Consider the following 23,960-nt stretch of genomic DNA (forward strand, 5'->3'; position numbering starts at 1 on the left):
TCATCGGTCGGGGTACGCCGCCTCGCGGAGCTCGCCGTACACCCGGACCAGGTCGGGTAGCTGGTAGTGGGCGTTCAGACCGCTCGGGTTGGGCAGCAGCCAGACGCCCGCCTGACCCAGGGTCTCCGGCTGGCGACCGACCTGCGCCCGGCGCCGGCCGAAGCCGACCCGGTAGGCGGCCAGGCCGAGGAAGGCCACCCAGTGCGGCGAGATCCGCTCGACGAGCCCGGTGAGCCGGTCGACGCCGGCCCGGACCTCGTCGTCGCCGATCTCGTCGGCGCGGGCGGTGGACCGGTTGACCAGGTTGGTGATGCTGATGCCGCGGCTGGTCAGCTCGGCGGTCTCGCTGGGGTGCAGCCGGCGTGGGGTGAACCCGGCGAGGTGCAGGACGGGCCACAGGCGGTTGCTCGGCGTGCCGAAGTGGAAGCCGGTCGCCCCGGACTCCAGGGACGGGTTGATCCCGCACAGCAGCACGGTGGTCCGCGGGGCGAGGAGGTCGGGAACCTCGGTGTCGTAGGCGGCGAGCAGCTCGGCCCGGGTCGGCCGGGCGGGTGGGGCGGCCGGCGGCTGCGAGCCAACTGCGTCAAACATGTCCTCGTGGACCTCCGGTGCCGGTATCGTGCTGTCTCGTACAGCGTGCCAGGACCAGGATCGCGGTCGTACGAGGGCTGCGGTCGTACGAGGGCTGCGGATGTACCAGGGCCGTGGGTGTACCAGGGCCGTGGGATGCCGCCGAGGTCCCCGGGTTCCGGCTCGCTGCCTTCGGTGCTGATGCCGGAGTCCGGCCGCCCCGCCATGCGGGTAGTGGATTGTCGGCTCCGGTGGGCCCGATCGACGCGGGCCGGTGTGATCCCGGGCTGTGCCGGGTTCTGGGCGAGTTGCGTGTTTCGGGACCGCCGGTGCGGCTGTCGTGTGCGACGGCCGGGCCCGCCGTCCGAGGTCATGGGCTTGTGGGGCTGCGGTGTCTGCGTCGGACGTCGGCCGATACCCCGTTCGACACGTGACGCGGCCGTGGAGTACTGTTGATTCCTGTGGCCGGAGTCCACGTGACTCCGGCGTGCGTCTTGCACTTCGATGTGGCGCCGTGGTGCCTGGCAGGCTGACGTAAAGTCACCGCCCGGGTGTCCGTCGGCGACTGTCGGGCTCGGTTCCGCGAAGCGGCCGGGCGGGTTGGCGCGCTGTCCACCGCAGTTGGATCAATCGAATGTGTGATCCTCTTCGGACGAAACGGCGCGACACGCCCGACCGCGTGGGTCGGAGAAGCCGGTCGAGGCCACCGCGGTGGCCCTGGTGCGGTTCGCAAGGAAAGCAGGTAGGCCGGCGTACCGGTCTGGTTGCCCAAGGCAGTACGACGAGGCGTCACAGGAACGGGAGCGGCGTTGCCCACGATCCAGCAGCTGGTCCGCAAGGGCCGGCAGGACAAGGTCGAGAAGACCAAGACCCCGGCACTCAAGGGGAGCCCTCAGCGTCGTGGTGTGTGCACCCGCGTCTACACGACCACCCCCAAGAAGCCGAACTCGGCGCTGCGCAAGGTCGCGCGTGTCCGGCTGAACAGCGGGATCGAGGTCACCGCCTACATTCCCGGCGTCGGCCACAACCTGCAGGAGCACTCGATCGTCCTGGTTCGCGGCGGTCGAGTGAAGGACCTTCCGGGCGTTCGCTACAAGATCGTCCGAGGCGCTCTCGACACGCAGGGCGTCCGTAACCGCAAGCAGGCTCGTAGCCGCTACGGCGCGAAGAAGGAGAAGGGCTGATGCCGCGCAAGGGGCCCGCGCCCAAGCACGCCGTCGTCGTCGACCCGGTGTACGGGTCGGCGCTGGTGACCGCGCTGGTGAACAAGGTGCTGATGAGCGGCAAGAAGTCGGTCGCGGAGCGCATCGTGTACGGCGCGCTGGAAGGCGCGAAGAACAAGACCGGCAACGACCCGGTCGTCACGCTCAAGCGGGCGCTCGACAACGTCAAGCCCACGCTGGAGGTGCGCAGCCGCCGGGTCGGTGGCGCCACCTACCAGGTGCCGGTCGAGGTTCGCGCCGGCCGCAGCACGACCCTCGCTCTGCGCTGGATCGTCGGCTACTCCCGGGCTCGTCGTGAGAAGACGATGACCGAGCGGCTGATGAACGAGCTCATCGACGCGAGTAACGGCCTCGGCGCGAGCGTGAAGCGCCGGGAGGACACCCACAAGATGGCGGAGTCCAACAAGGCCTTCGCCCACTACCGCTGGTAGCTCGACATGCCATCTGACGCACCTTCCTCGCTGGCCAGTACCCGCAACATCGGGATCATGGCCCACATCGACGCGGGCAAGACCACCACGACCGAGCGCATCCTCTTCTACACCGGTGTGAACTACAAGATCGGTGAGGTCCACGAGGGCGGCGCGACGATGGACTGGATGGAGCAGGAGCAGGAGCGGGGGATCACCATCACCTCCGCGGCCACCACCTGTATCTGGCGCGACCACACCATCAACATCATCGACACGCCCGGCCACGTCGACTTCACGGTTGAGGTCGAGCGGTCGCTGCGCGTCCTCGACGGCGCCGTGGCGGTGTTCGACGCCGTCGCCGGCGTCGAGCCGCAGAGCGAGACGGTCTGGAAGCAGGCCGACCGGTACAACGTGCCGCGGATCGCCTTCGTCAACAAGATGGACCGGGTCGGCGCGGAATTCCACCGCTGCGTGGACATGATGGTCGAGCGGCTCGACGCGACGCCCGCCGTCATCCAGCTCCCCTGGGGCGTGGAGTCGGACTTCCGCGGCGTCATCGACCTGATCCGGATGAAGGGCCTGCTCTGGAAGTCCGAGGACAAGGGCGCCTCCTACGAGGTCGTCGACATTCCTCGGGACCACCTGGAGGCCGCGCAGGAATGGCGCGACAAGCTCCTGGAGACGGTCGCGGAGAACGACGACGAGCTCATGGAGCTCTACCTCGAGGGTGAGGAGCCCTCCGAGGAGCAGCTCATGGCCGGTCTGCGGCGCGGCACCCTCGCCAGCAAGATCAACCCGGTGCTGTGTGGCTCCGCGTTCAAGAACAAGGGCGTCCAGCCCATGCTCGACGCGGTCGTCGACTTCCTGCCGAACCCGCTGGACATCGGCGCCACCATCGGTCACTCGGTCAGCGACGAGGACGCCGAGGTCCGCCGCGAGCCCAGCGAGGACGAGCCGTTCTCGGCGCTTGCCTTCAAGATTATGAGCGACCCGTACGTCGGCAAGCTGACCTACATCCGGGTGTACTCGGGCAGGCTCACCGGCGGCTCGCCAGTGCTGAACTCGACGAAGGACCGCAAGGAGCGCATCGGGCGCATCCTGCAGATGCACGCCAACCACCGGGAGGACCGGGACGGCGTCGGTGCGGGGCAGATCGTCGCCGTGGTGGGGCTGAAGAACACCACCACCGGTGACACGCTCTGCGACCCGAACGCGCCGGTGATCCTGGAGTCGATGACGTTCCCGGCGCCGGTCATCCACGTCGCGATCGAGCCGAAGACGAAGGCCGACCAGCAGAAGCTGGGCACCGCCATCCAGCGGCTCGCCGAGGAGGACCCGACCTTCCAGGTCCGCACCGACGAGGAGACCGGCCAGACGATCATCGCCGGCATGGGCGAGCTGCACCTCGACGTGCTGGTCGACCGCATGCGTCGCGAGTACGGCGTCGAGGCCAACGTCGGCAAGCCGCAGGTGGCCTACCGGGAGACGATCCGCCGCAAGGTGGAGAAGGTCGACTACACCCACAAGAAGCAGACGGGTGGGTCCGGCCAGTACGCCCGAGTGATCATCAACCTGGAGCCCTCCGGCGGCGACGGCGGCGGCTACGAGTTCGAGAACAAGGTCACCGGCGGTCGCATCCCCCGGGAGTACATCCCGTCCGTCGATGCCGGCTGCCAGGAGGCCATGGAGTTCGGCGTGCTCGCCGGCTACCCGCTGGTCGACGTCAAGGTCACCCTCCTGGACGGTCAGTACCACGACGTGGACTCGTCCGAGCTCGCCTTCAAGATCGCCGGCTCGATGGCGTTCAAGGACGCGGCTCGCAAGGCCGATCCCGTGCTTCTCGAGCCGCTGATGGCCGTCGAGGTCACCACGCCCGAGGACCACATGGGCGACGTCATCGGTGACCTGAACTCCCGCCGCGGACAGATCCAGGCGATGGAGGAGCGCGGCGGTTCCCGGATCGTGCGGGCGCAGGTGCCGCTGTCGGAGATGTTCGGCTACGTCGGCGACCTGCGGTCCAAGACGTCCGGCCGGGCCAGCTACTCGATGCAGTTCGACTCCTACGCCGAGGTTCCCGGGAACGTCGCCAAGGAGATCATCGCCAAGGCGAGGGGGGAGTGACCGCCCTCGTGGCGTGAACGCCTCCCGACCTGACTACACAGCACGACACCACCCGTCCTTGGAGGGACACCCGTGGCGAAGCAGAAGTTCGAGCGGACGAAGCCGCACGTCAATATCGGCACCATCGGTCACATCGACCATGGCAAGACCACGCTGACCGCGGCGATCACCAAGGTCCTGCACGACGCGCACCCGGACCTCAACCCCTTCACGCCGTTCGACCAGATCGACAAGGCGCCGGAGGAGAAGGCCCGCGGCATCACGATCTCGATCGCGCACGTCGAGTACCAGACCGACAAGCGGCACTACGCGCACGTCGACTGCCCCGGGCACGCGGACTACATCAAGAACATGATCACCGGTGCCGCCCAGATGGACGGGGCGATCCTGGTGGTGTCCGCGACCGACGGCCCGATGCCGCAGACGAAGGAGCACGTGCTCCTCGCGCGTCAGGTCGGCGTGCCCTACATCGTCGTCGCGCTGAACAAGGCCGACATGGTCGACGACGAGGAGATCCTGGAGCTCGTCGAGCTCGAGGTCCGCGAGCTGCTCAGCTCGTACGAGTTCCCGGGTGACGACGTCCCGGTCATCCGCGTCTCCGCGCTCAAGGCGCTGGAGGGCGACAAGGAGTGGGGCGCCAAGCTCCTCGAGCTCATGGCCGCGGTCGACGACTCGATCCCCGAGCCGCAGCGTGACATCGACCGGCCGTTCCTCATGCCGATCGAGGACGTCTTCACGATCACCGGTCGTGGCACGGTCGTCACCGGCCGCGTCGAGCGTGGAATCGTCAAGGTCAACGAGACCGTGGAGATCGTCGGCATCAAGCCGGAGACCACCACGACGACCGTCACCGGCGTCGAGATGTTCCGCAAGCTGCTCGACGAGGGGCGTGCCGGCGACAACGTGGGCCTGCTCCTTCGTGGCATCAAGCGCGAGGACGTCGAGCGCGGCCAGGTCATCGTCAAGCCGAAGACGATCACCCCGCACACCGTGTTCGAGGCGCGCGTCTACATCCTGAACAAGGACGAGGGCGGTCGCCACACGCCGTTCTTCAAGAACTACCGGCCGCAGTTCTACTTCCGCACCACTGACGTGACCGGCGTCGTGACCCTCCCCGAGGGCACGGAGATGGTCATGCCGGGCGACAACACCGAGATGACGGTCGAGCTCATCCAGCCGATCGCCATGGAGGAGGGTCTGCGCTTCGCCATCCGCGAGGGTGGCCGGACCGTCGGCGCGGGCCAGGTCACGAAGGTTCTCAAGTAGTAGCGGTGGGCGGTGGGTCCGGATCCCCCGGGCCCACCGCCCACATTGCTGCCCGGGCGGCGCGATTGCCCTCACCGCCCGGGCGGCCCGGCTGCCGGTGCCACCCGGCTGCCGACGTGGCAGGTAATCCGGCCCGAGCGTCGATCGATCGACGCGGGGCCGGCACGAGACAGCGGTAACCGGCAGATTCCCTCCGCCGGCGGCGGGGCACGGGCCTCACGCCACCGGCGGAGGCGTGGATCTACGGGCGGTGACCCGGTAGCGGTACCGGCCGGACGAGACAGACAGGACAGGCGAAGCCCACCATGGCGGCACAGAAGATCCGCATTCGGCTCAAGGCCTATGACCACGAGGTCATCGACAGCTCGGCGCGGAAGATCGTCGAGACGGTGACCCGGACGGGTGCGCAGGTCGCGGGACCGGTGCCGCTGCCGACGGAGAAGAACATCTACTGCGTCATCCGGTCGCCGCACAAGTACAAGGACAGCCGCGAGCACTTCGAGATGCGGACGCACAAGCGGCTGATCGACATCCTTGACCCGACGCCGAAGACGGTCGACTCGCTGATGCGGCTCGACCTCCCCGCCGGTGTCGACATCGAGATCAAGCTGTAAGAGGGGCCGGCGCAGTCATGCTCATCCGCAACTACAGAGGGCTCCTGGGCACCAAGCTCGGGATGACCCAGGTATGGGACGCGAACAACCGCGTCGTGCCGGTCACCGTCATCAAGGCCGGACCCAATGTCGTCACGCAGGTCAAGACGCCTGACTCGGACGGATACTCGGCCGTCCAGCTCGGTTACGGCGAGATCGACCCGCGTAAGATCAACAAGCCGGCCCGTGGGCACTTCGCCACGAGCGGGGTGACGCCGCGGCGCCACCTCGTCGAGCTGCGCACCGCCGACGCCGGCAACTACCGGCCCGGCCAGGAGCTGACCGGCGAGGTGTTCGCCGAGGGGACCGTCGTCGACGTCACCGGCACCTCCAAGGGCAAGGGCTTCGCCGGTGTCATGAAGCGTCATGGCTTCAAGGGCCTGGGCGCCGGGCACGGCGTCGAGCGCAAGCACCGCTCGCCGGGTTCGGTCGGCGGCTGCGCCACCCCCGGGCGCGTCTTCAAGGGCCTGCGCATGGCGGGCCGGATGGGCCACGCGCGCACCACCACGCCGGGCCTGACCATCCACGCCGTCGACACCGAGCGTGGCTTTCTGCTGGTGAAGGGCGCGATTCCCGGCCCGGACGGCGGCCTTGTCTTCGTGCGCAGCGCGGCCAAGCGCCCGGCGCCCGAGGCGATCGCCCCGGCCGCGACCGTCGGCGCCGGTGAGGAGGTCTCGGCATGAGCCCGGTGGCGACCGCATCCGATCCGGATGCCACCACCACGCGCACCGTCTCGGTGCACGCGCCGAACGGCGGTGACGGTGGCAGCGCTGAGCTGCCCGGCGGCGTGTTCGACGTGCCGCTGAACGTCCCGCTGATCCACCAGGTCGTGGTCGCGCAGCTCGCCGCGGCCCGCCAGGGCACCCACGCCACCAAGACCCGCGGCGAGGTCCGCGGCGGTGGTCGCAAGCCGTACCGGCAGAAGGGCACCGGCCGCGCCCGGCAGGGCTCACTGCGCGCTCCGCAGTTCACCGGCGGTGGCGTCGTGCACGGCCCGACCCCGCGCAGCTACGACCAGCGCACCCCGAAGAAGATGAAGGCCGCCGCGCTGCGCGGCGCGTTGTCCGACCGGGCGCGCAACAACCGGGTCCACGTCGTGTCCTCGCTGGTCTCCGGTGAGGCGCCGTCGACCAAGGCCGCGGTGACGGCGCTGCGCACGGTCGCGGACACCCGCCGCGTGCTGGTGGTCGCGAGCCGTACCGACGAGCTGACCTGGAAGAGCCTGCGCAACGTCGCGGCGGTGCACCTGCTCGACCCGGGGCAGCTCAACACCTACGACGTGCTGGTGAGCGACGACGTCGTCTTCACCGAGGAGGCGCTGGCCGCGTTCCTCGCCCGCGACAGCCGTCCGGCGTCGCCCGCTGCGGCCGGGGCGGAGGAGAACAAGTGATTCCCGACCCGCGTGACGTCATCCTGCGGCCGGTCGTCTCCGAGAAGAGCTACGGCCTGCTCGACGAGAACGTCTACACCTTCATCGTGCACCCGGACGCGAACAAGACCCAGATCAAGCTCGCGGTCCAGCAGATCTTCAGCGTGCGCGTCCTGCGGGTGAACACCATCAACCGGCAGGGCAAGCGCAAGCGGACCAAGCACGGCTGGGGACACCGGTCCGCGACCAAGCGGGCCCTGGTGAGCCTGGCTCCCGGTGACACGATCGAGATCTTCGGAGGCCCCGGTGCCTGAGCGCGTGCGCCGCGCCGCGGCGGCGGCCCACCGGTCGACGGGCCAGGGACGGTAGGAAGCCATGGGAATTCGTAGGTACAAGCCGACGACGCCGGGGCGTCGTGGCGCGAGCGTGGCCGACTTCGTCGAGATCACCCGTGACCATCCGGAGAAGTCGCTGGTCCGCCCGCTGCACTCCAAGGGCGGGCGCAACGTCCACGGCCGGATCACCACCCGGCACCAGGGCGGCGGGCACAAGCGGGCCTACCGGATCATCGACTTCCGGCGGGACAAGGACGGCGTGCCGGCGAAGGTCGCGCACATCGAGTACGACCCGAACCGCACCGCCCGCATCGCGCTGCTGCACTACGCCGACGGCGAGAAGCGCTACATCATCGCCCCGGTGAAGCTCAAGCAGGGCGACCAGGTCAGCTCCGGGGTGGGCGCCGACATCAAGCCCGGCAACGCCCTGCCGCTGCGCAACATCCCGACCGGCACCGTGGTGCACGCCATCGAGCTGCGTCCCGGCGGCGGCGCGAAGATCGCCCGCAGCGCCGGCGCCAGCGTGCAGCTCGTCGCGAAGGACGGCCCCTACGCCCAGCTGCGGATGCCCTCGGGCGAGATCCGCAACGTGGACGTCCGCTGCCGCGCCACCGTCGGCGAGGTCGGTAACGCCGAGCAGAGCAACATCAACTGGGGTAAGGCCGGCCGGATGCGCTGGAAGGGCCGTCGGCCCACCGTGCGCGGTGTCGCGATGAACCCGGTCGACCACCCGCACGGTGGTGGTGAGGGCAAGACCTCCGGTGGCCGCCACCCGGTCAACCCGAAGGGCCGTCCGGAGGGACGGACCCGCGCCAACCACAAGTCGTCCGACGCGCTCATCGTGCGTCGTCGCAAGCAGAACAGGCGGCGGTAGTGACCTCACGCACCCGGACCCCGGCGCCCGTGAGCCCGCCGTCCGCCCCCCGTACCCACCGGATCTGAGCAGGAAGGAGGAGACACAGCCATGCCACGCAGTCTGAAGAAGGGCCCGTTCGTCGACGACCACCTGCTCAAGAAGGTGGACGTGCAGAACTCGAAGGGCACCAAGCACGTCATCAAGACCTGGTCCCGGCGCTCCACCGTGATCCCCGACATGCTGGGGCACACGATCGCCGTGCACGATGGCCGCAAGCACGTCCCGGTCTTCATCACCGAGGGCATGGTCGGGCACAAGCTCGGCGAGTTCGCCCCGACCCGGACGTTCCGCGGCCACGTCAAGGAGGACCGGAGGTCGCGCCGTGGCTGACGATCTCGTCGAGGGCCTGACCCGCGCCGGCCTGCCGGGCGCCAAGGCGTCGGCCCGCTACGTGCGGGTCTCGCCGACGAAGGCTCGCCGGGTCGTCGACCTGGTGCGCGGCCGGTCGGTCAGCGAGGCGCTCGACATCCTCCGGTTCGCCCCGCAGGCGGCCAGCGACGACGTGTACAAGGTCGTCGCCAGCGCCGCGGCCAATGCCGAGAACAACCACAGCCTCGATCCCGCCACCCTGTGGGTGGGCGAGGTCTACGTGGACGAGGGGCCGACGCTCAAGCGCATCCGGCCCCGCGCCCAGGGCCGGGCCTACCGGATCCGCAAGCGCACCAGCCACATCACCGTCGTGGTGGAGAGCCGGGAGCCGGTCTCCGCGGCCGGTCGGGGCGCGAAGACGACTAGGAGGGCCCGGTAGTGGGGCAGAAGGTCAACCCGCACGGGTTCCGGCTTGGCATCACGTCGGAGTTCACCTCCCGCTGGTACGCCGACAAGCAGTACAAGGCGTACGTCGGCGAGGACGTGAAGATCCGCAAGATGATGTCGCGGGGCATGGAGCGGGCCGGTATCAGCCGGGTCGACATCGAGCGGACCCAGGGTCGGCTGCGGGTGGACATCCACACCGCGCGCCCGGGCATCGTGATCGGCCGCCGCGGCGCCGAGGCCGACCGCATCCGCGGCGACCTGGAGAAGCTCACCGGCAAGCAGGTGCAGCTCAACATCCTCGAGGTCAAGAACCCCGAGGTCGACGCGCAGCTCGTCGCCCAGGGCGTGGCCGAGCAGCTCTCCAGCCGTGTCAGCTTCCGCCGCGCGATGCGCAAGGCGATGCAGACCGCGATGAAGGGCGGCGCCAAGGGCATCCGGGTTCAGTGCTCGGGTCGCCTCGGCGGCGCGGAGATGAGCCGGTCGGAGTTCTACCGTGAGGGTCGGGTGCCGCTGCACACCCTGCGGGCGGACATCGACTACGGCTTCTACGAGGCCCGGACGAACTTCGGCCGCATCGGCGTGAAGGTCTGGATCTACAAGGGCGACATCGTCCAGAGCCGGGCCGAGCGCGAGGCGCAGGAGGCCCTGCAGCGCCAGACCCGTCGGGACCGCCCGCGCCGCGGGCCGCGTTCCGGCTCGTCCGGCACCACGCAGGGCGGTACCGACGCCGGTCGCGCCGCGGCGCGCAGCGAGCGCCGGGGTCGTGGCGGAAACGCGCCGGCCGCCGAGACCGCTGCGTCCGAGGCAGGCGCGACCGAGTCGACCGCACCCGAGTCGACCGCACCTGAGTCGACCGCACCTGAGTCGACCGCACCTGAGTCGACCGCACCCGAGTCGACCGCACCCGAGACCACCGCGCCCGAGGCCGCGTCGTCGCCGGCCCCGGCGGCCGAGTCGACCGCGCCCGCCACCGCCGCGAGCGAGTCGGCCGCCACGCCGGCCGCCGCCGCGACGCCGGGCACTCCGGAGAAGGCGGAGGAATAGATCATGCTGATTCCCCGGAAGGTCGCGCACCGCAAGCAGCACCACCCCGGGCGGACCGGTGCGGCCAAGGGCGGAACCCGCGTCACGTTCGGCGAGTACGGGATCCAGGCCCTGGAGTCGGCCTACGTGACGAACCGGCAGATCGAGTCGGCGCGTATCGCGATGACCCGCCACATCCGTCGTGGTGGCAAGGTCTGGATCAACATCTACCCGGACCGCCCGCTGACCAAGAAGCCCGCCGAGACCCGGATGGGTTCCGGCAAGGGCTCGCCCGAGTGGTGGGTCGCGAACGTCAAGCCCGGCCGGGTGCTGTTCGAGCTGTCCGGGGTCGCGGAGCCCGTGGCCCGGGAGGCGATGCGGCGCGCGATCCACAAGCTGCCGATGAAGTGCCGTTTCGTGGTCCGTGAAGGTGGTGCGTGATGGCTGTCGCTACCGCGGACGAGCTGCGGAGCCTGTCGGGCGACGAGCTCGTCGACAAGCTCCGGGAAGCCAAGGAGGAGCTGTTCAACCTCCGGTTCCAGGCGGCGACCGGACAGCTTTCCAACAACCGGCGGCTGCGGGCCGTCCGGCGTGACATCGCCAAGATCTACACGGTGATGCGCGAACGGGAGCTGGGTATCACCGGCGATCCGGCGCTGGTCGCCGGTGCGGCGGACGATGACGCGACGCAGTCGGAACGGGCGTGAGGGCAGTGGCAGACGAGACGGCCTCCCAGGAGGCTTCGCAGAACACCGAGGCGGCGGTCGCGGACCGCGGCTTCCGCAAGGTCCGCGAGGGCCTCGTGGTCAGCGACAAGATGACCAAGACCGTCGTGGTCGCGGTCGAGGACCGCGTGCAGCACCCGCTGTACGGCAAGACGATCCGCCGGACGAAGAAGGTCAAGGCGCACGACGAGAACGGCACCACCGGTGTCGGCGACCGCGTGCTGCTGATGGAGACCCGGCCGTTGTCGGCCACCAAGCGGTGGCGGGTCGTGCAGGTCCTGGAGAAGGCCAAGTAGTTCCGGGGCGAGGCGACCTCGGGGGCCAGACGGCCCCCGAGGCGCCCGGCCCGGCGCCCGGGTGACCGGGTCCGACGCAGTACCGGTTGATCAGTAGTACCGGGTGATCAGGAGCGGAAAGTGATTCAGCAGGAGTCGCGACTTCGGGTCGCCGACAACACCGGAGCGCGGGAGATTCTCTGCATCCGGGTGCTTGGCGGCTCTGGGCGTCGTTACGCGGGGATCGGCGACATCATCGTCGGCACGGTCAAGGATGCCCTGCCCGGCGCCGGCGTGAAGCGCGGCGACGTGGTCAAGGCGGTCGTGGTGCGCACCACCAAGGAGCGCCGGCGGCCGGACGGCTCCTACATCCGTTTCGACGAGAACGCGGCGGTGCTCATCCGGGACGGCGGTGACCCCCGGGGCACCCGCATCTTCGGGCCGGTCGGCCGGGAGCTGCGTGACAAGAAGTTCATGAAGATCATCTCGCTGGCGCCGGAGGTGCTGTGACCGTGGCCACTTTGAAGATCAAGAAGGGTGACACGGTCCAGATCATCACCGGCAAGGACCGCGGCCTGAAGGGGAAGGTCATCCGGGCCTACCCCGAGCAGAACAAGGTCCTCGTCGAGGGCGCGAACCGGATCACCCGGCACACCCGGGTCCAGCAGAGCGCTCGGGGCTCGCAGTCCGGGGGGATCGTCACCCAGGAGGCGCCGATCCACGTGAGCAACGTGATGATCGTCGACCCGTCGGACGGACGGCCCACCAGGATCGGGTACCGCATCAACGAGGACGGCACCAAGGTCCGCATCTCCCGGCGCACCGGCGCCGAGCTGTAGGCCGAGCGAGCAGTCGAGCAGTTGGGAATCGAGATCAAATGACTGTGACCACCGAAGACCGGACCACCGGTGCTCGCCCGGTCCCACGGCTCAAGCAGCGGTACCGCGAGGAGATCGCCGCAACGCTGCGGGAGGAGTTCTCCTACCGCAACGTCATGCAGATCCCCGGCGTCGTGAAGGTCGTCGTCAACATGGGCGTCGGCGACGCCGCCCGGGACGCGAAGCTCATCGACGGCGCCGTGCGCGACCTCGCCGCGATCACCGGCCAGAAGCCGGCCGTGCGCCGGGCGAAGAAGTCCATCGCCCAGTTCAAGCTGCGTGAGGGCATGCCGATCGGGGCCAAGGTGACCCTGCGCGGCGACCGGATGTGGGAGTTCCTCGACCGCCTGGTCTCCATCGCGCTGCCGCGCATCCGCGACTTCCGCGGGCTGTCGCCGAAGCAGTTCGACGGCGCGGGCAACTACACGTTCGGCGTCACCGAGCAGTCGATCTTCCATGAGATCGACATCGACCGGATCGACCGGGTTCGGGGCATGGACATCACGGTCGTCACCACCGCGACCACCGACGACGAGGGCCGGGCGCTCCTGCGGGCGCTGGGCTTCCCCTTCCGGGAGAACTAGACAGATGGCCAAGAAGGCACTGATCGAGAAGTCGAACCGCAAGCCGAAGTACGCGGTGCGCGGCTACACGCGCTGCCAGCGCTGCGGCCGCTCCCGCTCCGTGTACCGGGTCTTCGGACTCTGCCGGGTCTGCCTGCGGCAGATGGCGCACCGCGGCGAGCTGCCCGGCATCACCAAGAGCTCCTGGTAGAACACGGGAGCAGCCCGGTCAACACCGGAGCAGCCCGGTAGACCGCTCCACCTCCGCACCTCCCCCCGATCGCGGCAGGCCCACACGACGGCTGCCGGGGACGACCCCCGGCGCCGGCGGGAACCGCCGTGAGAAAGGCGTCAAGCCATGACGATGACCGACCCGATTGCGGACATGCTCACGCGTGTCCGCAACGCCAGCCGGGCGTACCACGACAGTGTGGTGATGCCTCACAGCAAGATCAAGACCCACATTGCCGAGATCCTCCAGCAGGAGGGCTACATCTCCAGCTGGCACGTCGACGACGCGACCCTGGCTGGCGGCGTCGGCCACACCCTGGTCATCGATCTGAAGTACGGCCCGAACCGCGAGCGTTCGATCGCCGGGATCAAGCGCATCAGCAAGCCGGGCCTGCGGGTCTACGCCAAGGCGACGAACCTTCCCAAGGTGCTCGGGGGACTGGGCGTTGCCATCATCTCCACCTCGTCGGGGCTGCTGACCGACAAGCAGGCGGGCAAGCGGGGCGTGGGCGGGGAAGTCCTCGCCTACGTCTGGTAAGGAAGGCGAGCGATGTCTCGGATCGGGCGCCTGCCCATTCCCGTCCCCAGCGGTGTCGACATCACCGTCGAGGGGGCGACCGTTACCGTCAAGGGGCCCAAGGGCACCCTGAGCCACGTTGTGGTCGAGCCGATCGCGGTCAACCGGGAGGAGGGTCAGCTCGTCGTGACCCGCCCGGACGACGAACGTCGGTCCCGCTCGCTGCACGGCCTGACCCGCACCCTGGTCTCCAACATGGTCACCGGTGTCACCGCCGGGTACTCCAAGACCCTGGAGATCGTCGGCGTCGGATACCGCGTCCAGGCGAAGGGCTCCGACCTGGAGTTCGCGCTCGGCTACAGCCACCCCGTCCCGGTCAAGGCCCCCGAGGGCATCCGCTTCGAGGTGCAGACCCCGACCCGCTTCGTCGTCCATGGGATCGACAAGCAGCTGGTCGGTGAGGTCTCCGCGAAGATCCGCGGACTGCGCAAGCCCGACCCGTACAAGGGCAAGGGCGTGCGCTACCAGGGCGAGGTCGTCCGCCGCAAGGTCGGGAAGACCGGGAAGTAGGAGATAGATCATGGCAGTGAGCCTCGGCGCCAGCGCGCGTCGGCGGACCGCGAAGCTCCGTCGGCATGTCCGCGTGCGCAAGAAGGTGGCGGGCACCCAGTCCCGTCCCCGGCTCGTCGTCACCCGGTCCTCGCGGCACATCTACGCCCAGGTCATCGACGACGTCGCCGGCCACACGCTGGCCTCGGCGTCCACCCTGGACGTCACCCTGCGCGGTGGCGAGGGCGACAAGTCGTCCCAGGCCCGCAAGGTCGGCGAACTGGTCGCCCAGCGGGCGAAGGCGGCCGGGATCGATGCGGTCGTGTTCGACCGCGGCGGCCGGACCTACGCCGGTCGGATCGCCGCGCTCGCGGATGCGGCGCGGGAAAGCGGGCTGGACTTCTGATGACCACCCAGCCCCAAGCCACCCAGTTCAGCCAGCACAGGGAGATGTTGTAGATGCCAGGCCAGCAGCGCCGCGGCGGCGGGTCCGGCGGCTCGGACCGTCGGGAACGCCGGGACCGGTCGGGCGGCGGCCCGGCCCAGGAGAAGAACGCCTACGTCGAGCGGGTCGTCGCGATCAACCGCGTCGCCAAGGTCGTCAAGGGCGGTCGTCGCTTCAGCTTCACGGCCCTCGTCGTGGTCGGTGACGCGGACGGGACCGTCGGCGTCGGCTACGGCAAGGCCAAGGAGGTCCCCGCCGCCATCGCCAAGGGCGTCGAGGAGGCCAAGAAGCACTTCTTCAAGGTGCCCCGGATCGGCTCGACGATCCCGCACCCGGTGCAGGGTGAGGAGGCCGCGGGCGTCGTGCTGCTCAAGCCGGCCTCGCCCGGTACCGGCGTGATCGCCGGCGGTCCGGTGCGCGCCGTGCTGGAGTGCGCCGGTGTGCACGACGTACTGTCGAAGTCGCTCGGCTCGTCGAACCCGATCAACATCGTGCACGCGACGGTGGCCGCCCTGCGCGGCCTCATGCGGCCCGAAGAGATCGCGGCTCGGCGCGGCCTGCCGCTCGAGGACGTCGCCCCGCCGGCCATGCTGCGCGCCCGCGCGGCCGGGGCCGGTGTGTGATGGCCAAGCTGCGCATCACGCAGATCCGTTCGGGGATCGGCGGTACCCACAACCAGCGGGCCACGCTGCGGACCCTCGGCCTGCGGAAGATCAACGCCACGACCGTCCGTGACGACCGTCCCGAGGTTCGCGGGATGATCAGGACTGTGACCCATCTTGTCCGGGTCGAGGAGGTGGACTCCTAGCCATGGCCGAACTGACCAAGACCGACAAGGGCGAGACCGCCAGCGGTGCGTCCGCCCAGGGCGACGCCGGCTCGGCGCAGACCGAGCGTGGCCGTGGCCTGAAGGTGCATCACCTGCGTCCGGCGCCCGGCGCCCACCGCAGCCGGATCCGCGTCGGTCGCGGTGAGGGCTCCAAGGGCAAGACGGCCGGTCGTGGCACCAAGGGCTCCAAGGCCCGCAAGCAGGTGCCCGCCCGGTTCGAGGGTGGCCAGATGCCCCTGCACATGCGGCTGCCCAAGCTCAAGGGCTTCAGCAACCCGGCCCGGGTGGAGTACCAGGTGGTGAACCTGTCCACGCTGGCCGAGCTGTTCCCCGAGGGCGGCGAGGTGGCCAAGGCCGACCTCGTGGCCAAGGGGGCAGTGCGCGCCAAGCTGCCGGTGAAGGTGCTGGGCAACGGTGACATCGACGTCGCGCTGCACGTCAGCGCCGACGCGTTCTCGGCCTCCGCGCGAGAGAAGATCGCGGCTGCCGGCGGGAGCGTCACCCAGAGTTGAGACCCCGGGCGAGGGGCGGCCCCACGGCCGCCCCTCGCCCTGCTTGTCCGGGCAGCCCCCGCAACACCCCGGCGCGCACCGGCATCAGACAGGTTCTTCCCGGCCACCGCTGCTTACTGGGCGTGATGTCCGGACGAGTGGACCGGGTGTCCTGTTACAGTCGCCTAACCAACGTCGACCGCCGGCCGACGTAGGCGCTCCGCACAGGGCAGGACGTCCACTCCCCGTCGGTCCGCAATCCCAGCAGGAGGAGCCGTGCTCACCGCCTTCACGCGGGCATTCCGCACTCCTGACCTGCGCAAGAAGCTGCTGTTCACCGTCGGGATCGTGGTGCTGTTCCGGTTCGGCAGCGTCATGCCGTCGCCCGGCGTCTCAACCCGCGCGGTCAACACCTGCCTCAACAGCGCGAGCGCCGACAGCAGCAACGTCTACTCGCTGATCAACCTGTTCAGCGGCGGCGCACTGCTGCAGCTCTCCATCTTCGCGCTGGGCATCATGCCCTACATCACCTCGAGCATCATCATCCAGTTGCTCGTCGTCGTGATCCCCCGCCTCGAGCAGCTCAAGAAGGAAGGCAGCTCGGGCGAGCAGAAGCTCACCCAGTACACGCGCTACCTGACGATCGCGCTCGGCGTCCTGCAGGCGACCGGCATCGTGGCGCTGGCCCGCAGCGGACGGCTCTTCCCGAGCTGCTCGGCCGCCATCATCCCGGACACGAGCCTGTTCCGCGTCGCGACGATCGTCATCACGATGACCGCCGGCACCTCGGTCATCATGTGGATGGGTGAGCTGATCACCGCGCGCGGCGTCGGCAACGGCATGTCGCTGCTGATCTTCACCTCGATCGCGGCGCGGCTTCCCTCCGAGGGCAGCCGGATCCTCCAGGTCGCCGGCGGCGTGGTGTTCAGCCTGGTGATTCTGCTGGGGCTCGCGATCATGGTTTTCGTGGTGTTCGTGGAGCAGTCCCAGCGACGGATCCCGGTCCAGTACGCGAAGCGGCTGATCGGTCGGCGGATGTACGGGGGCACCTCCACCTACCTGCCCATCAAGGTCAACCAGGCCGGGATCATCCCCGTCATCTTCGCCTCCTCCCTGCTCCAGCTCCCGCAGCTCGCCGGGCAGGTCTGGAGCAACCAGGGCTTTCAGGACTTCGAGCAGAGGTATCTCTCTCGCGGGGACCATCCGCTCTATCTCGTGACGTACTTCGCACTCATCATCGCCTTCACCTACTTCTATGTTGCGATCACCTTCAACCCAACGGAGGTCGCGGACAACATGAAGAAGTATGGTGGGTTCATCCCCGGGATCAGACCGGGTAACCCGACGGCGGAGTACCTCAAACACGTCCTAGACCGGATCACTCTCCCCGGCTCGCTGTTCCTCGGGGTGATCACGGTCCTTCCGTTGGCACTGTTGAACCTGACCAAGGACCAGCCGTTCCCCTTCGCGGGCACCTCGGTCCTGATCATGGTGGGGGTGGGGCTGGAAACCGTGAAGCAGATCGAAAGCCAGCTCATGCTCCGCAATTACGAAGGTTTCCTCCGGTAGTGCGCCTCGTACTGGTGGGACCGCCCGGTGCCGGAAAGGGTACGCAGGCCGCGTTCATTGCCCAGGCGCGGTCCATCCCCAAGATCTCGACTGGGGACATCTTCCGAGCGAACGTGCGACAGGGAACCGAACTGGGCGTCAAGGCCAAGACCTTCATGGATGCCGGTGACCTCGTGCCCGACGAGATCACCATCGGGATGGTTCGCAACCGGCTCGCCGAGGACGACGCGGTCAAGGGCTTCCTGCTCGACGGGTTCCCCCGCAACGTTCCCCAGGCCGAGGTGCTCGGGCAGATGCTCGACGGGATGGGAACCCGCCTGGACGTGGTCCTGGAGCTCGTCGTCGACGACGACGAGGTGGTGCGGCGGCTCTCCGGCCGGCGGACGTGCCGCGCCTGCGGCCACATCTGGCATCTCGACTTCGACCCGCCGTCCGTCGAGGGCCTGTGCGACCGGTGTGGTGGCGACCTGTTCCAGCGCGACGACGACCAGGCCGCGACCGTACGCCACCGGCTCGAGGTGTACGCGGACCAGACGTCGCCGCTGGTGGCGTACTACGCCGAGAAGGGCATCCTGATCGGCATCGACGCCACCGGCCCGGTGGACAACGTCACCGATCGGGCGCTCGACGCGCTGCGGCACTACGGGGACTGAGACGTCCGCCGCCCAGCGGGTCCCGCCCTCGCGGTGGGTGGCGGCCGACGGCGGTCCTCGGGGTGGGCGCCGGTGGCTCGGATGATCGTCCGTACTGCCGGCACCGGGTCGACGGTTAGCATCGGGTATCGGACCAGGACACGGACACAGACCGAGGCGAGAGCGTGGCGCGACGAGAGCACGTCCAGATCAAGACCGCGGCGGAGATCGCCAAGATGCGGGTGGCCGGCCTGCTCGTCGCCAAGACGCTCGCCCGGCTGCGTGAGGCGGTCGCCCCCGGCGTGACGACCGCCGACCTCGACGCCCTCGCGGAGAAGACGATCCGCGACGACGGCGGAATCCCCTCGTTCAAGGGCTATGCCCAGCCGCCGTACCCGGCGTCGATCTGCAGTTCGGTCAACAACGAGGTCGTCCACGCGATCCCGACCCGCCGACGGGTGCTGCGCGAGGGCGACATCATCTCGATCGACTGCGGCGCGATCGTGGACGGCTGGCACGGGGACGCTGCGATCACCGTCCCGGTCGGCGAGGTGTCCCGCGAGGCCCTCGACCTGATCGAGACCTGTGAGGGCTCGCTGTGGGCCGGCCTGGCCGCCGCCCAGCTCGGCGGCAAGCTCACCGACATCAGTGCCGCCGTGGAGCGCCACATCCGCCCGCACGGCTACGGCATCGTCGACCACTACGGTGGCCACGGCATCGGCACCGAGATGCACCAGCCCCCCCACGTGCTCAACTACGGCCGGCCCGGTCGCGGCATCCGGCTGGTCGAGGGACTGGCGCTGGCGATCGAGCCGATGATCACCACGGGCTCGCCGGACACGACCGTGCTGTCCGACGACTGGACCGTCGTGACCCAGGACGGCAGCCTCGCCGCGCACACCGAGCACTCGGTGGCGATCACCCCGCGGGGCCCCTGGGTGCTGACCGAGCCCGACGGTGGGGTTGCGCGGCTCGCCGCGCTCGGCGTCGCCTGCGGGCAGCCCGCCGACGCCCCGTCCGGCATCGGCTGAGCCTGTGTTGGCCCTTGACGGATGGGCCACGTACACTCTTCAGTTGGCGGTCTCCTCACGCCGGTGTGCTCCACCGCGTCGATAGCAGTCCTGAAACGTGGCAGTTGCGGTCGGTGGCAGTGTGGTTGGCGGTCCGTGGTCCCCTTCGGGGTCGGCGGGCCCTGACCTGGGTCTTTCCGGACTAATGTCCGGTCAGCTCGACCGGGCGCGGCCGAACCGCCGATTCAGTCGTCGACGTCAGGACAGCGGAGGACATGCCGAAGAAGGACGGGGCCATCGAGATCGAGGGCCGTGTGGTGGAGCCGCTCCCGAACGCAATGTTCCGGGTCGAGCTCCAGAACGGTCATCGCGTTCTCGCCCACATCAGCGGCAAGATGCGTCAGCACTACATCCGGATCCTGCCGGAGGACCGCGTCGTGGTCGAGCTCTCGCCCTACGACCTGTCTCGCGGCCGCATCGTCTACCGCTACAAGTAGTCGATCTCCTCCACCTCGCTCGTACCACCATCCCATCGCCACGCGCGGCCCGCGGCTGCGCAGGAGGTCCGCAACAGCCGTGAAGGTCAAGCCCAGCGTCAAGAAGATCTGTGACAAGTGCAAGGTGATCCGCCGCCACGGGCGCGTCATGGTCATCTGCGACAACCTTCGTCACAAGCAGCGTCAGGGCTGAAGCCACTGACGGGTGGGCCTCGCCCTGCCGGCGGCGCGCGCAGGCGCGCCGCGCGGCCCGGCTGAGGAACACCGCACCCAAGCGATGCCAGGCGTCCCCGCGCGGGACGTCTCACCCCCGGTCGGAGGCCGGGGCCCGGCCGGCACTGTGCCGGCCGGGGCGGCATCGCCCGAGACCTCCGGTTGCAGGAAGGAAACATCCGTACATGGCACGCCTCTCCGGCGTCGACCTCCCCCGCGAGAAGCGGGTCGAGATCGCCCTGACCTACATCTTCGGGATCGGCCGTACCCGCTCTCGGGAGACCCTCGCCGCCACCGGGGTCAATCCGGACACCCGTGTCCGCGACCTGAGCGAGGACGAGATCGTCCGGCTGCGCGAGTGGATCGACGCGAACTACCGGGTGGAGGGCGACCTCAACCGGGAGATCAAGCAGGACATCCGCCGCAAGATGGAGATCGGCTGCTACCAGGGTCTCCGGCACCGCCGGAACCTGCCGGTCCACGGTCAGCGCACGCACACCAACGCCCGCACCCGCAAGGGCCCGCGCCGTGCCATCGCCGGTAAGAAGAAGGCCGGCAAGAAGTAGTCAGGGCGCCCGGCGGGCCGCTCGGCCCGGCCTCGGACGACCACTGATCGACGACCTCGCAGACGGAGACCACACGCGAAGATGCCTCCCAAGACTCGCGCCGCCGGCGCCAAGAAGGTCCGGCGCAAAGAAAAGAAGAACGTCGCCCACGGGCACGCTCACATCAAGAGCACGTTCAACAACACGATCGTTTCGATCACCGATCCCACCGGGAACGTGATCTCCTGGGCCTCCGCCGGCCACGTCGGCTTCAAGGGCTCCCGGAAGTCCACCCCCTTCGCCGCGCAGATGGCCGCCGAGAACGCGGCCCGCAAGGCGCAGGAGCACGGGATGCGCAAGGTCGACGTGTTCGTGAAGGGCCCCGGCTCCGGCCGGGAGACCGCGATCCGCTCGCTGCAGGCCGCTGGCCTGGAGGTCGGGGCGATCCAGGACGTCACCCCGACCCCCCACAACGGTTGCCGCCCGCCCAAGCGGCGCAGGGTGTGACCGTGCGGCGTGACGACCGCGGCCGGGATGGCGTCCCGGCCGGAGTCGTGGCGTCGCGTTCGAGTTCGCGCCAGGAGACGAGAGAGAAGGACTAGATGGCCCGTTACACCGGCGCGGACTGCAAGCGTTGCCGCCGCGAGAAGACGAAGCTGTTCCTCAAGGGCAGCAAGTGCGACACCCCGAAGTGCCCGATCGAGATCCGGCCCTACCCGCCGGGCGAGCACGGTCGGGGCCGTACCAAGGACTCCGAGTACCTGCTGCAGAAGCGCGAGAAGCAGAAGTGCGCGCGGATCTACGGCATCCTGGAGAAGCAGTTCCGGGGCTACTACGACGAGGCGAACCGTCGGGCCGGCAAGACCGGTGACGAGCTGCTGAAGATCCTCGAGTCGCGGCTCGACAACGTCGTCTACCGGGGGGGCTTCGCGCCGTCCCGCGACGCCGCCCGCCAGGCCGTCCGGCACGGCCACGTCCAGGTCAACGGGCGCAAGGTCGACATCCCGAGCTACCGGATCAGCGAGAACGACATCGTCGAGATCGCGCCGAAGGCCCGGGAGCTCACCCCGTTCATCGTCGCCCGGGAGACCGCGGGCCAGGGCCGGGCCGTCCCGGCGTGGCTGGAGTCCATCCCGAGCCAGATGCGGATCCTGGTGCACTCCCTGCCGGCCCGGCAGGTCATCGACACCCAGGTCCAGGAGCAGCTGATCGTCGAGCTGTACTCCAAGTAGTTCCGGTCGCCCGTAGTTCCGGTCGCCCCCGTCGCGTGGCAGCGGGGCACACTGGAGGAGCGACAACCGGTGCCGTGCGCGCCGCCCGGGTGGTTGACCGGGCGGCGGGCGGACACCGGGCCCGCGGGTGGGACGGACCGATGTCCCACCCGCCGGCTCCCGAACCGGGAGCCCGCAGCACACGGCGTCATATGGCGGTCGCCGTGGTCGGAAGGATCGCAACATGCTGATCGCTCAGCGTCCCACCCTCGTCGAGGACCCGATCTCCGAGTTCCGGTCGCGTTTCGTGATCGAGCCGCTGGAGCCGGGCTTCGGCTACACCCTCGGCAACTCGCTGCGCCGGACCCTGCTGTCCTCCATCCCCGGCGCCTCGGTGACCAGCATCCGCATCGACGGGGTGCTGCACGAGTTCTCCACCGTGCCCGGCGTCAAGGAGGACGTGACCGACCTGATCCTGAACCTCAAGGAACTGGTCGTCAGCTCCGACAACGACGAGCCGACGGTGATGTACCTGCGCAAGCAGGGCCCCGGCGAGGTCACGGCGGCGGACATCGCCCCGCCGGCCGGCGTCGAGGTGCACAGCCCCGAGCTGCGCCTGGCCACCCTCAACGACAAGGGCAAGCTCGAGATCGAGCTGACCGTCGAGCGGGGTCGCGGGTACGTCAGCGCGGCCCAGAACAAGCAGGCCGGCCAGGAGATCGGGCGGATCCCGATCGACTCGATCTACTCGCCGGTGCTGAAGGTGACCTACAAGGTCGAGGCGACCCGCGTCGAGCAGCGCACCGACTTCGACCGGCTCATCGTCGACGTCGAGACGAAGCCGTCGATCTCCCCGCGCGACGCGATGGCGAGCGCCGGCAAGACCCTGGTCGGCCTGTTCGGGCTGGCCCAGGAGCTCAACGCCGAGGCGGAGGGCGTGGACATCGGCCCGTCCGCCGCGGACGCGGCGCTGGCGGCCGACCTCGCGCTGCCGATCGAGGAGATGGACCTGACCGTCCGCTCCTACAACTGCCTCAAGCGCGAGGGCATCCACACGATCGGCGAGCTGGTCTCCCGCAGCGAGGCCGACCTGCTCGACATCCGCAACTTCGGGCAGAAGTCGATCGACGAGGTCAAGACGAAGCTCGGCGCGATGGGCCTGCAGCTCAAGGACTCCCCGCCCGGATTCGACCCGCGTCAGGCCGTGGACACCTACGGCACCGACAGCTACAACCCGGCGTTCTCCGACCCGTCCGACGACGGCGCGGAGTTCGTCGAGACCGAACAGTACTGACCTTCACGAGGGCCCCCGCCCACCGGCGGGGGCCCTCGACGACCTCCGGTGGCGCATGCCGCCGTCCTACGGGCGGGCAGCCTGGCGGGACAGTGAAAGGAACGAGGAGCACTCATCATGCCCACGCCAACGAAGGGCGCCCGGCTCGGCGGCAGCCCCGCACATGAGCGGCTGCTGCTGGCCAACCTCGCCACCGCGCTGTTCGAGCACGGCGGCATCACCACCACCGAGGCCAAGGCCAAGCGGCTGCGCCCGTACGCCGAGCGGCTGGTGACCTTCGCCAAGCGCGGCGACCTGCACGCCCGGCGCCGCGTCATGCGCCACGTGCGGGACAACTCGGTGGTGCACACCCTGTTCACCGAGATCGGCCCGCGGTACGCCAACCGGGACGGTGGCTACACCCGGATCATCAAGCTCGGCAACCGCAAGGGCGACAACGCCCCGCTGGCCCGCATCGAGCTGGTGGAGGCGCTGACCGTCGGCCAGCAGGCCGTCGGCGAGGCCGAGCGCGCCCGCGGAACCCGCTTCTCCGAGCGGCGCAAGCCGACCGGTGCCACCGCCGAGGCCGCCGAGGACCTGGCGAGCGAGTCGCCGACCGCCGCCGCCGTGGCAGCGCAGTCCGCCGAGGAGCAGGCCCCCGTCGAGGAGACGCTCACCGCCCAGGCGGCCGAGACGTCGGCGGCCACCGTCGAGGAGACGGACGACGACGGTCCGGCCGAGTCGAAGTCCTGACCAGGGAGATCCCTCGTCGAGGACGCGGTCTGCCGCCGCCGCCCGCGTCCCGCCGGTAGCTCCCGCAAGGCCCGCCGCCCATCATGGGCGGCGGGCCTTCGCCGTTCAG

At 69.5% G+C, this 23,960-nt stretch carries 36 protein-coding genes; 35 read left to right on the forward strand and 1 reads right to left on the reverse strand.

Features of this window, described 5'->3' with window-relative positions; genetic code table 11:
- The gene (gene mug / locus FRAAL_RS04660) at positions 1 to 591 is read right to left on the reverse strand and encodes a G/U mismatch-specific DNA glycosylase (RefSeq protein ID WP_011602297.1); all 591 of its coding nucleotides are present in this window, start codon (positions 589 to 591) and stop codon (positions 1 to 3) included.
- 788 nt (positions 592 to 1,379) lie between these two features.
- On the opposite strand from mug, the gene rpsL reads away from it, so the two are divergent.
- The 35 genes from rpsL to rplQ all read left to right on the forward strand — a co-directional run bounded on the left by rpsL (position 1,380) and on the right by rplQ (position 23,851).
- Positions 1,380 to 1,754: a 30S ribosomal protein S12 gene (rpsL, locus tag FRAAL_RS04665; protein ID WP_009740532.1), complete on the forward strand. Its 375-nt coding sequence runs from the start codon at positions 1,380 to 1,382 to the stop codon at positions 1,752 to 1,754.
- Entirely contained in the window at positions 1,754 to 2,224 is a 471-nt protein-coding gene (rpsG, locus tag FRAAL_RS04670; RefSeq protein WP_011602298.1) for a 30S ribosomal protein S7, read from the forward strand. Before rpsL ends, rpsG begins: the two co-directional genes overlap by 1 nt.
- A gap of 6 nt (positions 2,225 to 2,230) precedes the next feature.
- On the forward strand, positions 2,231 to 4,327 hold the full coding sequence (gene fusA / locus FRAAL_RS04675) for an elongation factor G (protein WP_011602299.1): 2,097 nt from the start codon (positions 2,231 to 2,233) through the stop codon (positions 4,325 to 4,327).
- Positions 4,328 to 4,399: 72 nt separating this feature from the next.
- Entirely contained in the window at positions 4,400 to 5,593 is a 1,194-nt protein-coding gene (tuf, locus tag FRAAL_RS04680) for an elongation factor Tu (protein ID WP_009740529.1), read from the forward strand.
- 305 nt (positions 5,594 to 5,898) lie between these two features.
- Positions 5,899 to 6,207 carry a 30S ribosomal protein S10 gene (rpsJ, locus tag FRAAL_RS04685; protein ID WP_007514815.1) on the forward strand — a complete coding sequence of 103 codons (309 nt, stop codon included), beginning with the start codon at positions 5,899 to 5,901 and terminating at the stop codon, positions 6,205 to 6,207.
- 17 nt (positions 6,208 to 6,224) lie between these two features.
- Positions 6,225 to 6,929, forward strand: coding sequence for a 50S ribosomal protein L3 (gene rplC, locus FRAAL_RS04690; protein WP_011602300.1), 705 nt, complete (start codon positions 6,225 to 6,227; stop codon positions 6,927 to 6,929).
- Positions 6,926 to 7,636, forward strand: coding sequence for a 50S ribosomal protein L4 (gene rplD, locus FRAAL_RS04695; RefSeq protein ID WP_011602301.1), 711 nt, complete (start codon positions 6,926 to 6,928; stop codon positions 7,634 to 7,636). The genes rplC and rplD overlap by 4 nt, the downstream gene beginning before the upstream one ends.
- Positions 7,633 to 7,929 (forward strand): 50S ribosomal protein L23, encoded by a 297-nt coding sequence (gene rplW, locus FRAAL_RS04700; protein ID WP_009740526.1) that lies wholly within the window; start codon positions 7,633 to 7,635, stop codon positions 7,927 to 7,929. The genes rplD and rplW overlap by 4 nt, the downstream gene beginning before the upstream one ends.
- Positions 7,930 to 7,990: 61 nt before the next feature.
- Positions 7,991 to 8,824, forward strand: coding sequence for a 50S ribosomal protein L2 (gene rplB, locus FRAAL_RS04705; protein WP_009740525.1), 834 nt, complete (start codon positions 7,991 to 7,993; stop codon positions 8,822 to 8,824).
- 90 nt (positions 8,825 to 8,914) lie between these two features.
- The gene (gene rpsS, locus FRAAL_RS04710) at positions 8,915 to 9,196 is read left to right on the forward strand and encodes a 30S ribosomal protein S19 (RefSeq protein ID WP_009740524.1); all 282 of its coding nucleotides are present in this window, start codon (positions 8,915 to 8,917) and stop codon (positions 9,194 to 9,196) included.
- On the forward strand, positions 9,189 to 9,614 hold the full coding sequence (gene rplV / locus FRAAL_RS04715) for a 50S ribosomal protein L22 (protein WP_011602302.1): 426 nt from the start codon (positions 9,189 to 9,191) through the stop codon (positions 9,612 to 9,614). Before rpsS ends, rplV begins: the two co-directional genes overlap by 8 nt.
- Positions 9,614 to 10,666: a 30S ribosomal protein S3 gene (gene rpsC, locus FRAAL_RS04720; protein WP_011602303.1), complete on the forward strand. Its 1,053-nt coding sequence runs from the start codon at positions 9,614 to 9,616 to the stop codon at positions 10,664 to 10,666. The genes rplV and rpsC overlap by 1 nt, the downstream gene beginning before the upstream one ends.
- Positions 10,667 to 10,669: 3 nt before the next feature.
- Positions 10,670 to 11,086: a 50S ribosomal protein L16 gene (gene rplP, locus FRAAL_RS04725; RefSeq protein WP_009740521.1), complete on the forward strand. Its 417-nt coding sequence runs from the start codon at positions 10,670 to 10,672 to the stop codon at positions 11,084 to 11,086.
- A complete protein-coding gene (gene rpmC, locus FRAAL_RS04730; RefSeq protein ID WP_197537247.1) occupies positions 11,086 to 11,352 on the forward strand; it encodes a 50S ribosomal protein L29 in 267 nt (88 codons plus the stop codon). Before rplP ends, rpmC begins: the two co-directional genes overlap by 1 nt.
- Before the next feature lie 5 nt (positions 11,353 to 11,357).
- On the forward strand, positions 11,358 to 11,666 hold the full coding sequence (rpsQ, locus tag FRAAL_RS04735) for a 30S ribosomal protein S17 (RefSeq protein ID WP_050997011.1): 309 nt from the start codon (positions 11,358 to 11,360) through the stop codon (positions 11,664 to 11,666).
- A 120-nt stretch (positions 11,667 to 11,786) separates the two neighbouring features.
- Positions 11,787 to 12,155: a 50S ribosomal protein L14 gene (gene rplN, locus FRAAL_RS04740; protein WP_009740518.1), complete on the forward strand. Its 369-nt coding sequence runs from the start codon at positions 11,787 to 11,789 to the stop codon at positions 12,153 to 12,155.
- 2 nt (positions 12,156 to 12,157) lie between these two features.
- On the forward strand, positions 12,158 to 12,484 hold the full coding sequence (gene rplX, locus FRAAL_RS04745) for a 50S ribosomal protein L24 (RefSeq protein WP_085949702.1): 327 nt from the start codon (positions 12,158 to 12,160) through the stop codon (positions 12,482 to 12,484).
- Between the two features lie 38 nt (positions 12,485 to 12,522).
- Positions 12,523 to 13,107, forward strand: coding sequence for a 50S ribosomal protein L5 (gene rplE / locus FRAAL_RS04750; RefSeq protein ID WP_011602307.1), 585 nt, complete (start codon positions 12,523 to 12,525; stop codon positions 13,105 to 13,107).
- A 4-nt stretch (positions 13,108 to 13,111) separates the two neighbouring features.
- On the forward strand, positions 13,112 to 13,297 hold the full coding sequence (locus FRAAL_RS04755; RefSeq protein ID WP_011602308.1) for a type Z 30S ribosomal protein S14: 186 nt from the start codon (positions 13,112 to 13,114) through the stop codon (positions 13,295 to 13,297).
- Positions 13,298 to 13,444: 147 nt separating this feature from the next.
- A complete protein-coding gene (gene rpsH / locus FRAAL_RS04760; RefSeq protein ID WP_041938849.1) occupies positions 13,445 to 13,855 on the forward strand; it encodes a 30S ribosomal protein S8 in 411 nt (136 codons plus the stop codon).
- Between the two features lie 12 nt (positions 13,856 to 13,867).
- Positions 13,868 to 14,404 (forward strand): 50S ribosomal protein L6, encoded by a 537-nt coding sequence (gene rplF, locus FRAAL_RS04765; protein WP_011602310.1) that lies wholly within the window; start codon positions 13,868 to 13,870, stop codon positions 14,402 to 14,404.
- Between the two features lie 10 nt (positions 14,405 to 14,414).
- On the forward strand, positions 14,415 to 14,789 hold the full coding sequence (gene rplR / locus FRAAL_RS04770; RefSeq protein ID WP_041938850.1) for a 50S ribosomal protein L18: 375 nt from the start codon (positions 14,415 to 14,417) through the stop codon (positions 14,787 to 14,789).
- A gap of 53 nt (positions 14,790 to 14,842) precedes the next feature.
- Positions 14,843 to 15,451: a 30S ribosomal protein S5 gene (gene rpsE / locus FRAAL_RS04775; RefSeq protein WP_009740511.1), complete on the forward strand. Its 609-nt coding sequence runs from the start codon at positions 14,843 to 14,845 to the stop codon at positions 15,449 to 15,451.
- Positions 15,451 to 15,636: a 50S ribosomal protein L30 gene (gene rpmD / locus FRAAL_RS04780; protein WP_011602312.1), complete on the forward strand. Its 186-nt coding sequence runs from the start codon at positions 15,451 to 15,453 to the stop codon at positions 15,634 to 15,636. The genes rpsE and rpmD overlap by 1 nt, the downstream gene beginning before the upstream one ends.
- 2 nt (positions 15,637 to 15,638) lie before the next feature.
- Positions 15,639 to 16,169: a 50S ribosomal protein L15 gene (gene rplO, locus FRAAL_RS04785; protein ID WP_011602313.1), complete on the forward strand. Its 531-nt coding sequence runs from the start codon at positions 15,639 to 15,641 to the stop codon at positions 16,167 to 16,169.
- 255 nt (positions 16,170 to 16,424) lie between these two features.
- Entirely contained in the window at positions 16,425 to 17,717 is a 1,293-nt protein-coding gene (secY, locus tag FRAAL_RS04790; protein ID WP_011602314.1) for a preprotein translocase subunit SecY, read from the forward strand.
- Positions 17,717 to 18,370, forward strand: coding sequence for an adenylate kinase (locus FRAAL_RS04795; protein WP_011602315.1), 654 nt, complete (start codon positions 17,717 to 17,719; stop codon positions 18,368 to 18,370). The genes secY and FRAAL_RS04795 overlap by 1 nt, the downstream gene beginning before the upstream one ends.
- Before the next feature lie 164 nt (positions 18,371 to 18,534).
- Positions 18,535 to 19,380, forward strand: a complete 846-nt coding sequence (gene map / locus FRAAL_RS04800; protein ID WP_011602316.1) for a type I methionyl aminopeptidase — start codon at positions 18,535 to 18,537, stop codon at positions 19,378 to 19,380.
- 254 nt (positions 19,381 to 19,634) lie between these two features.
- Positions 19,635 to 19,856: a translation initiation factor IF-1 gene (infA, locus tag FRAAL_RS04805; RefSeq protein WP_006541558.1), complete on the forward strand. Its 222-nt coding sequence runs from the start codon at positions 19,635 to 19,637 to the stop codon at positions 19,854 to 19,856.
- A 79-nt stretch (positions 19,857 to 19,935) separates the two neighbouring features.
- Positions 19,936 to 20,049, forward strand: a complete 114-nt coding sequence (gene rpmJ / locus FRAAL_RS04810) for a 50S ribosomal protein L36 (RefSeq protein WP_003956441.1) — start codon at positions 19,936 to 19,938, stop codon at positions 20,047 to 20,049.
- Between the two features lie 205 nt (positions 20,050 to 20,254).
- Positions 20,255 to 20,635, forward strand: a complete 381-nt coding sequence (gene rpsM, locus FRAAL_RS04815) for a 30S ribosomal protein S13 (RefSeq protein WP_009740504.1) — start codon at positions 20,255 to 20,257, stop codon at positions 20,633 to 20,635.
- An 81-nt stretch (positions 20,636 to 20,716) separates the two neighbouring features.
- The gene (gene rpsK / locus FRAAL_RS04820; RefSeq protein WP_009740503.1) at positions 20,717 to 21,121 is read left to right on the forward strand and encodes a 30S ribosomal protein S11; all 405 of its coding nucleotides are present in this window, start codon (positions 20,717 to 20,719) and stop codon (positions 21,119 to 21,121) included.
- A gap of 95 nt (positions 21,122 to 21,216) precedes the next feature.
- Positions 21,217 to 21,846 carry a 30S ribosomal protein S4 gene (gene rpsD, locus FRAAL_RS04825; protein ID WP_011602317.1) on the forward strand — a complete coding sequence of 210 codons (630 nt, stop codon included), beginning with the start codon at positions 21,217 to 21,219 and terminating at the stop codon, positions 21,844 to 21,846.
- A gap of 223 nt (positions 21,847 to 22,069) precedes the next feature.
- Positions 22,070 to 23,119 (forward strand): DNA-directed RNA polymerase subunit alpha, encoded by a 1,050-nt coding sequence (locus tag FRAAL_RS04830; RefSeq protein ID WP_009740501.1) that lies wholly within the window; start codon positions 22,070 to 22,072, stop codon positions 23,117 to 23,119.
- Positions 23,120 to 23,236: 117 nt separating this feature from the next.
- On the forward strand, positions 23,237 to 23,851 hold the full coding sequence (gene rplQ / locus FRAAL_RS04835) for a 50S ribosomal protein L17 (protein ID WP_011602318.1): 615 nt from the start codon (positions 23,237 to 23,239) through the stop codon (positions 23,849 to 23,851).
- The last annotated feature ends 109 nt before the right edge of the window (positions 23,852 to 23,960 follow it).

The sequence above is a fragment of the Frankia alni ACN14a genome, from assembly GCF_000058485.1.
In the GTDB taxonomy this organism is placed as follows: domain Bacteria; phylum Actinomycetota; class Actinomycetes; order Frankiales; family Frankiaceae; genus Frankia; species Frankia alni.

Excerpts from the sequence above, each read along its gene's own strand:
- mug (WP_011602297.1), bottom strand. The coding sequence starts at position 591 with ATGTTTGACGCAGTTGGCTCGCAGCCGCCGGCCGCCCCACCCGCCCGG.
- rpsG (WP_011602298.1), top strand. The coding sequence starts at position 1,754 with ATGCCGCGCAAGGGGCCCGCGCCCAAGCACGCCGTCGTCGTCGACCCG.
- fusA (WP_011602299.1), top strand. The coding sequence starts at position 2,231 with ATGCCATCTGACGCACCTTCCTCGCTGGCCAGTACCCGCAACATCGGG.
- rpsJ (WP_007514815.1), top strand. The coding sequence starts at position 5,899 with ATGGCGGCACAGAAGATCCGCATTCGGCTCAAGGCCTATGACCACGAG.
- rplC (WP_011602300.1), top strand. The coding sequence starts at position 6,225 with ATGCTCATCCGCAACTACAGAGGGCTCCTGGGCACCAAGCTCGGGATG.
- rplD (WP_011602301.1), top strand. The coding sequence starts at position 6,926 with ATGAGCCCGGTGGCGACCGCATCCGATCCGGATGCCACCACCACGCGC.
- rplB (WP_009740525.1), top strand. The coding sequence starts at position 7,991 with ATGGGAATTCGTAGGTACAAGCCGACGACGCCGGGGCGTCGTGGCGCG.
- rpsS (WP_009740524.1), top strand. The coding sequence starts at position 8,915 with ATGCCACGCAGTCTGAAGAAGGGCCCGTTCGTCGACGACCACCTGCTC.
- rplP (WP_009740521.1), top strand. The coding sequence starts at position 10,670 with ATGCTGATTCCCCGGAAGGTCGCGCACCGCAAGCAGCACCACCCCGGG.
- rpmC (WP_197537247.1), top strand. The coding sequence starts at position 11,086 with ATGGCTGTCGCTACCGCGGACGAGCTGCGGAGCCTGTCGGGCGACGAG.
- rplE (WP_011602307.1), top strand. The coding sequence starts at position 12,523 with ATGACTGTGACCACCGAAGACCGGACCACCGGTGCTCGCCCGGTCCCA.
- FRAAL_RS04755 (WP_011602308.1), top strand. The coding sequence starts at position 13,112 with ATGGCCAAGAAGGCACTGATCGAGAAGTCGAACCGCAAGCCGAAGTAC.
- rpsH (WP_041938849.1), top strand. The coding sequence starts at position 13,445 with ATGACGATGACCGACCCGATTGCGGACATGCTCACGCGTGTCCGCAAC.
- rplF (WP_011602310.1), top strand. The coding sequence starts at position 13,868 with ATGTCTCGGATCGGGCGCCTGCCCATTCCCGTCCCCAGCGGTGTCGAC.
- rplR (WP_041938850.1), top strand. The coding sequence starts at position 14,415 with ATGGCAGTGAGCCTCGGCGCCAGCGCGCGTCGGCGGACCGCGAAGCTC.
- rpsE (WP_009740511.1), top strand. The coding sequence starts at position 14,843 with ATGCCAGGCCAGCAGCGCCGCGGCGGCGGGTCCGGCGGCTCGGACCGT.
- rpmD (WP_011602312.1), top strand. The coding sequence starts at position 15,451 with ATGGCCAAGCTGCGCATCACGCAGATCCGTTCGGGGATCGGCGGTACC.
- rplO (WP_011602313.1), top strand. The coding sequence starts at position 15,639 with ATGGCCGAACTGACCAAGACCGACAAGGGCGAGACCGCCAGCGGTGCG.
- infA (WP_006541558.1), top strand. The coding sequence starts at position 19,635 with ATGCCGAAGAAGGACGGGGCCATCGAGATCGAGGGCCGTGTGGTGGAG.
- rpsM (WP_009740504.1), top strand. The coding sequence starts at position 20,255 with ATGGCACGCCTCTCCGGCGTCGACCTCCCCCGCGAGAAGCGGGTCGAG.
- rpsK (WP_009740503.1), top strand. The coding sequence starts at position 20,717 with ATGCCTCCCAAGACTCGCGCCGCCGGCGCCAAGAAGGTCCGGCGCAAA.
- rpsD (WP_011602317.1), top strand. The coding sequence starts at position 21,217 with ATGGCCCGTTACACCGGCGCGGACTGCAAGCGTTGCCGCCGCGAGAAG.
- FRAAL_RS04830 (WP_009740501.1), top strand. The coding sequence starts at position 22,070 with ATGCTGATCGCTCAGCGTCCCACCCTCGTCGAGGACCCGATCTCCGAG.
- rplQ (WP_011602318.1), top strand. The coding sequence starts at position 23,237 with ATGCCCACGCCAACGAAGGGCGCCCGGCTCGGCGGCAGCCCCGCACAT.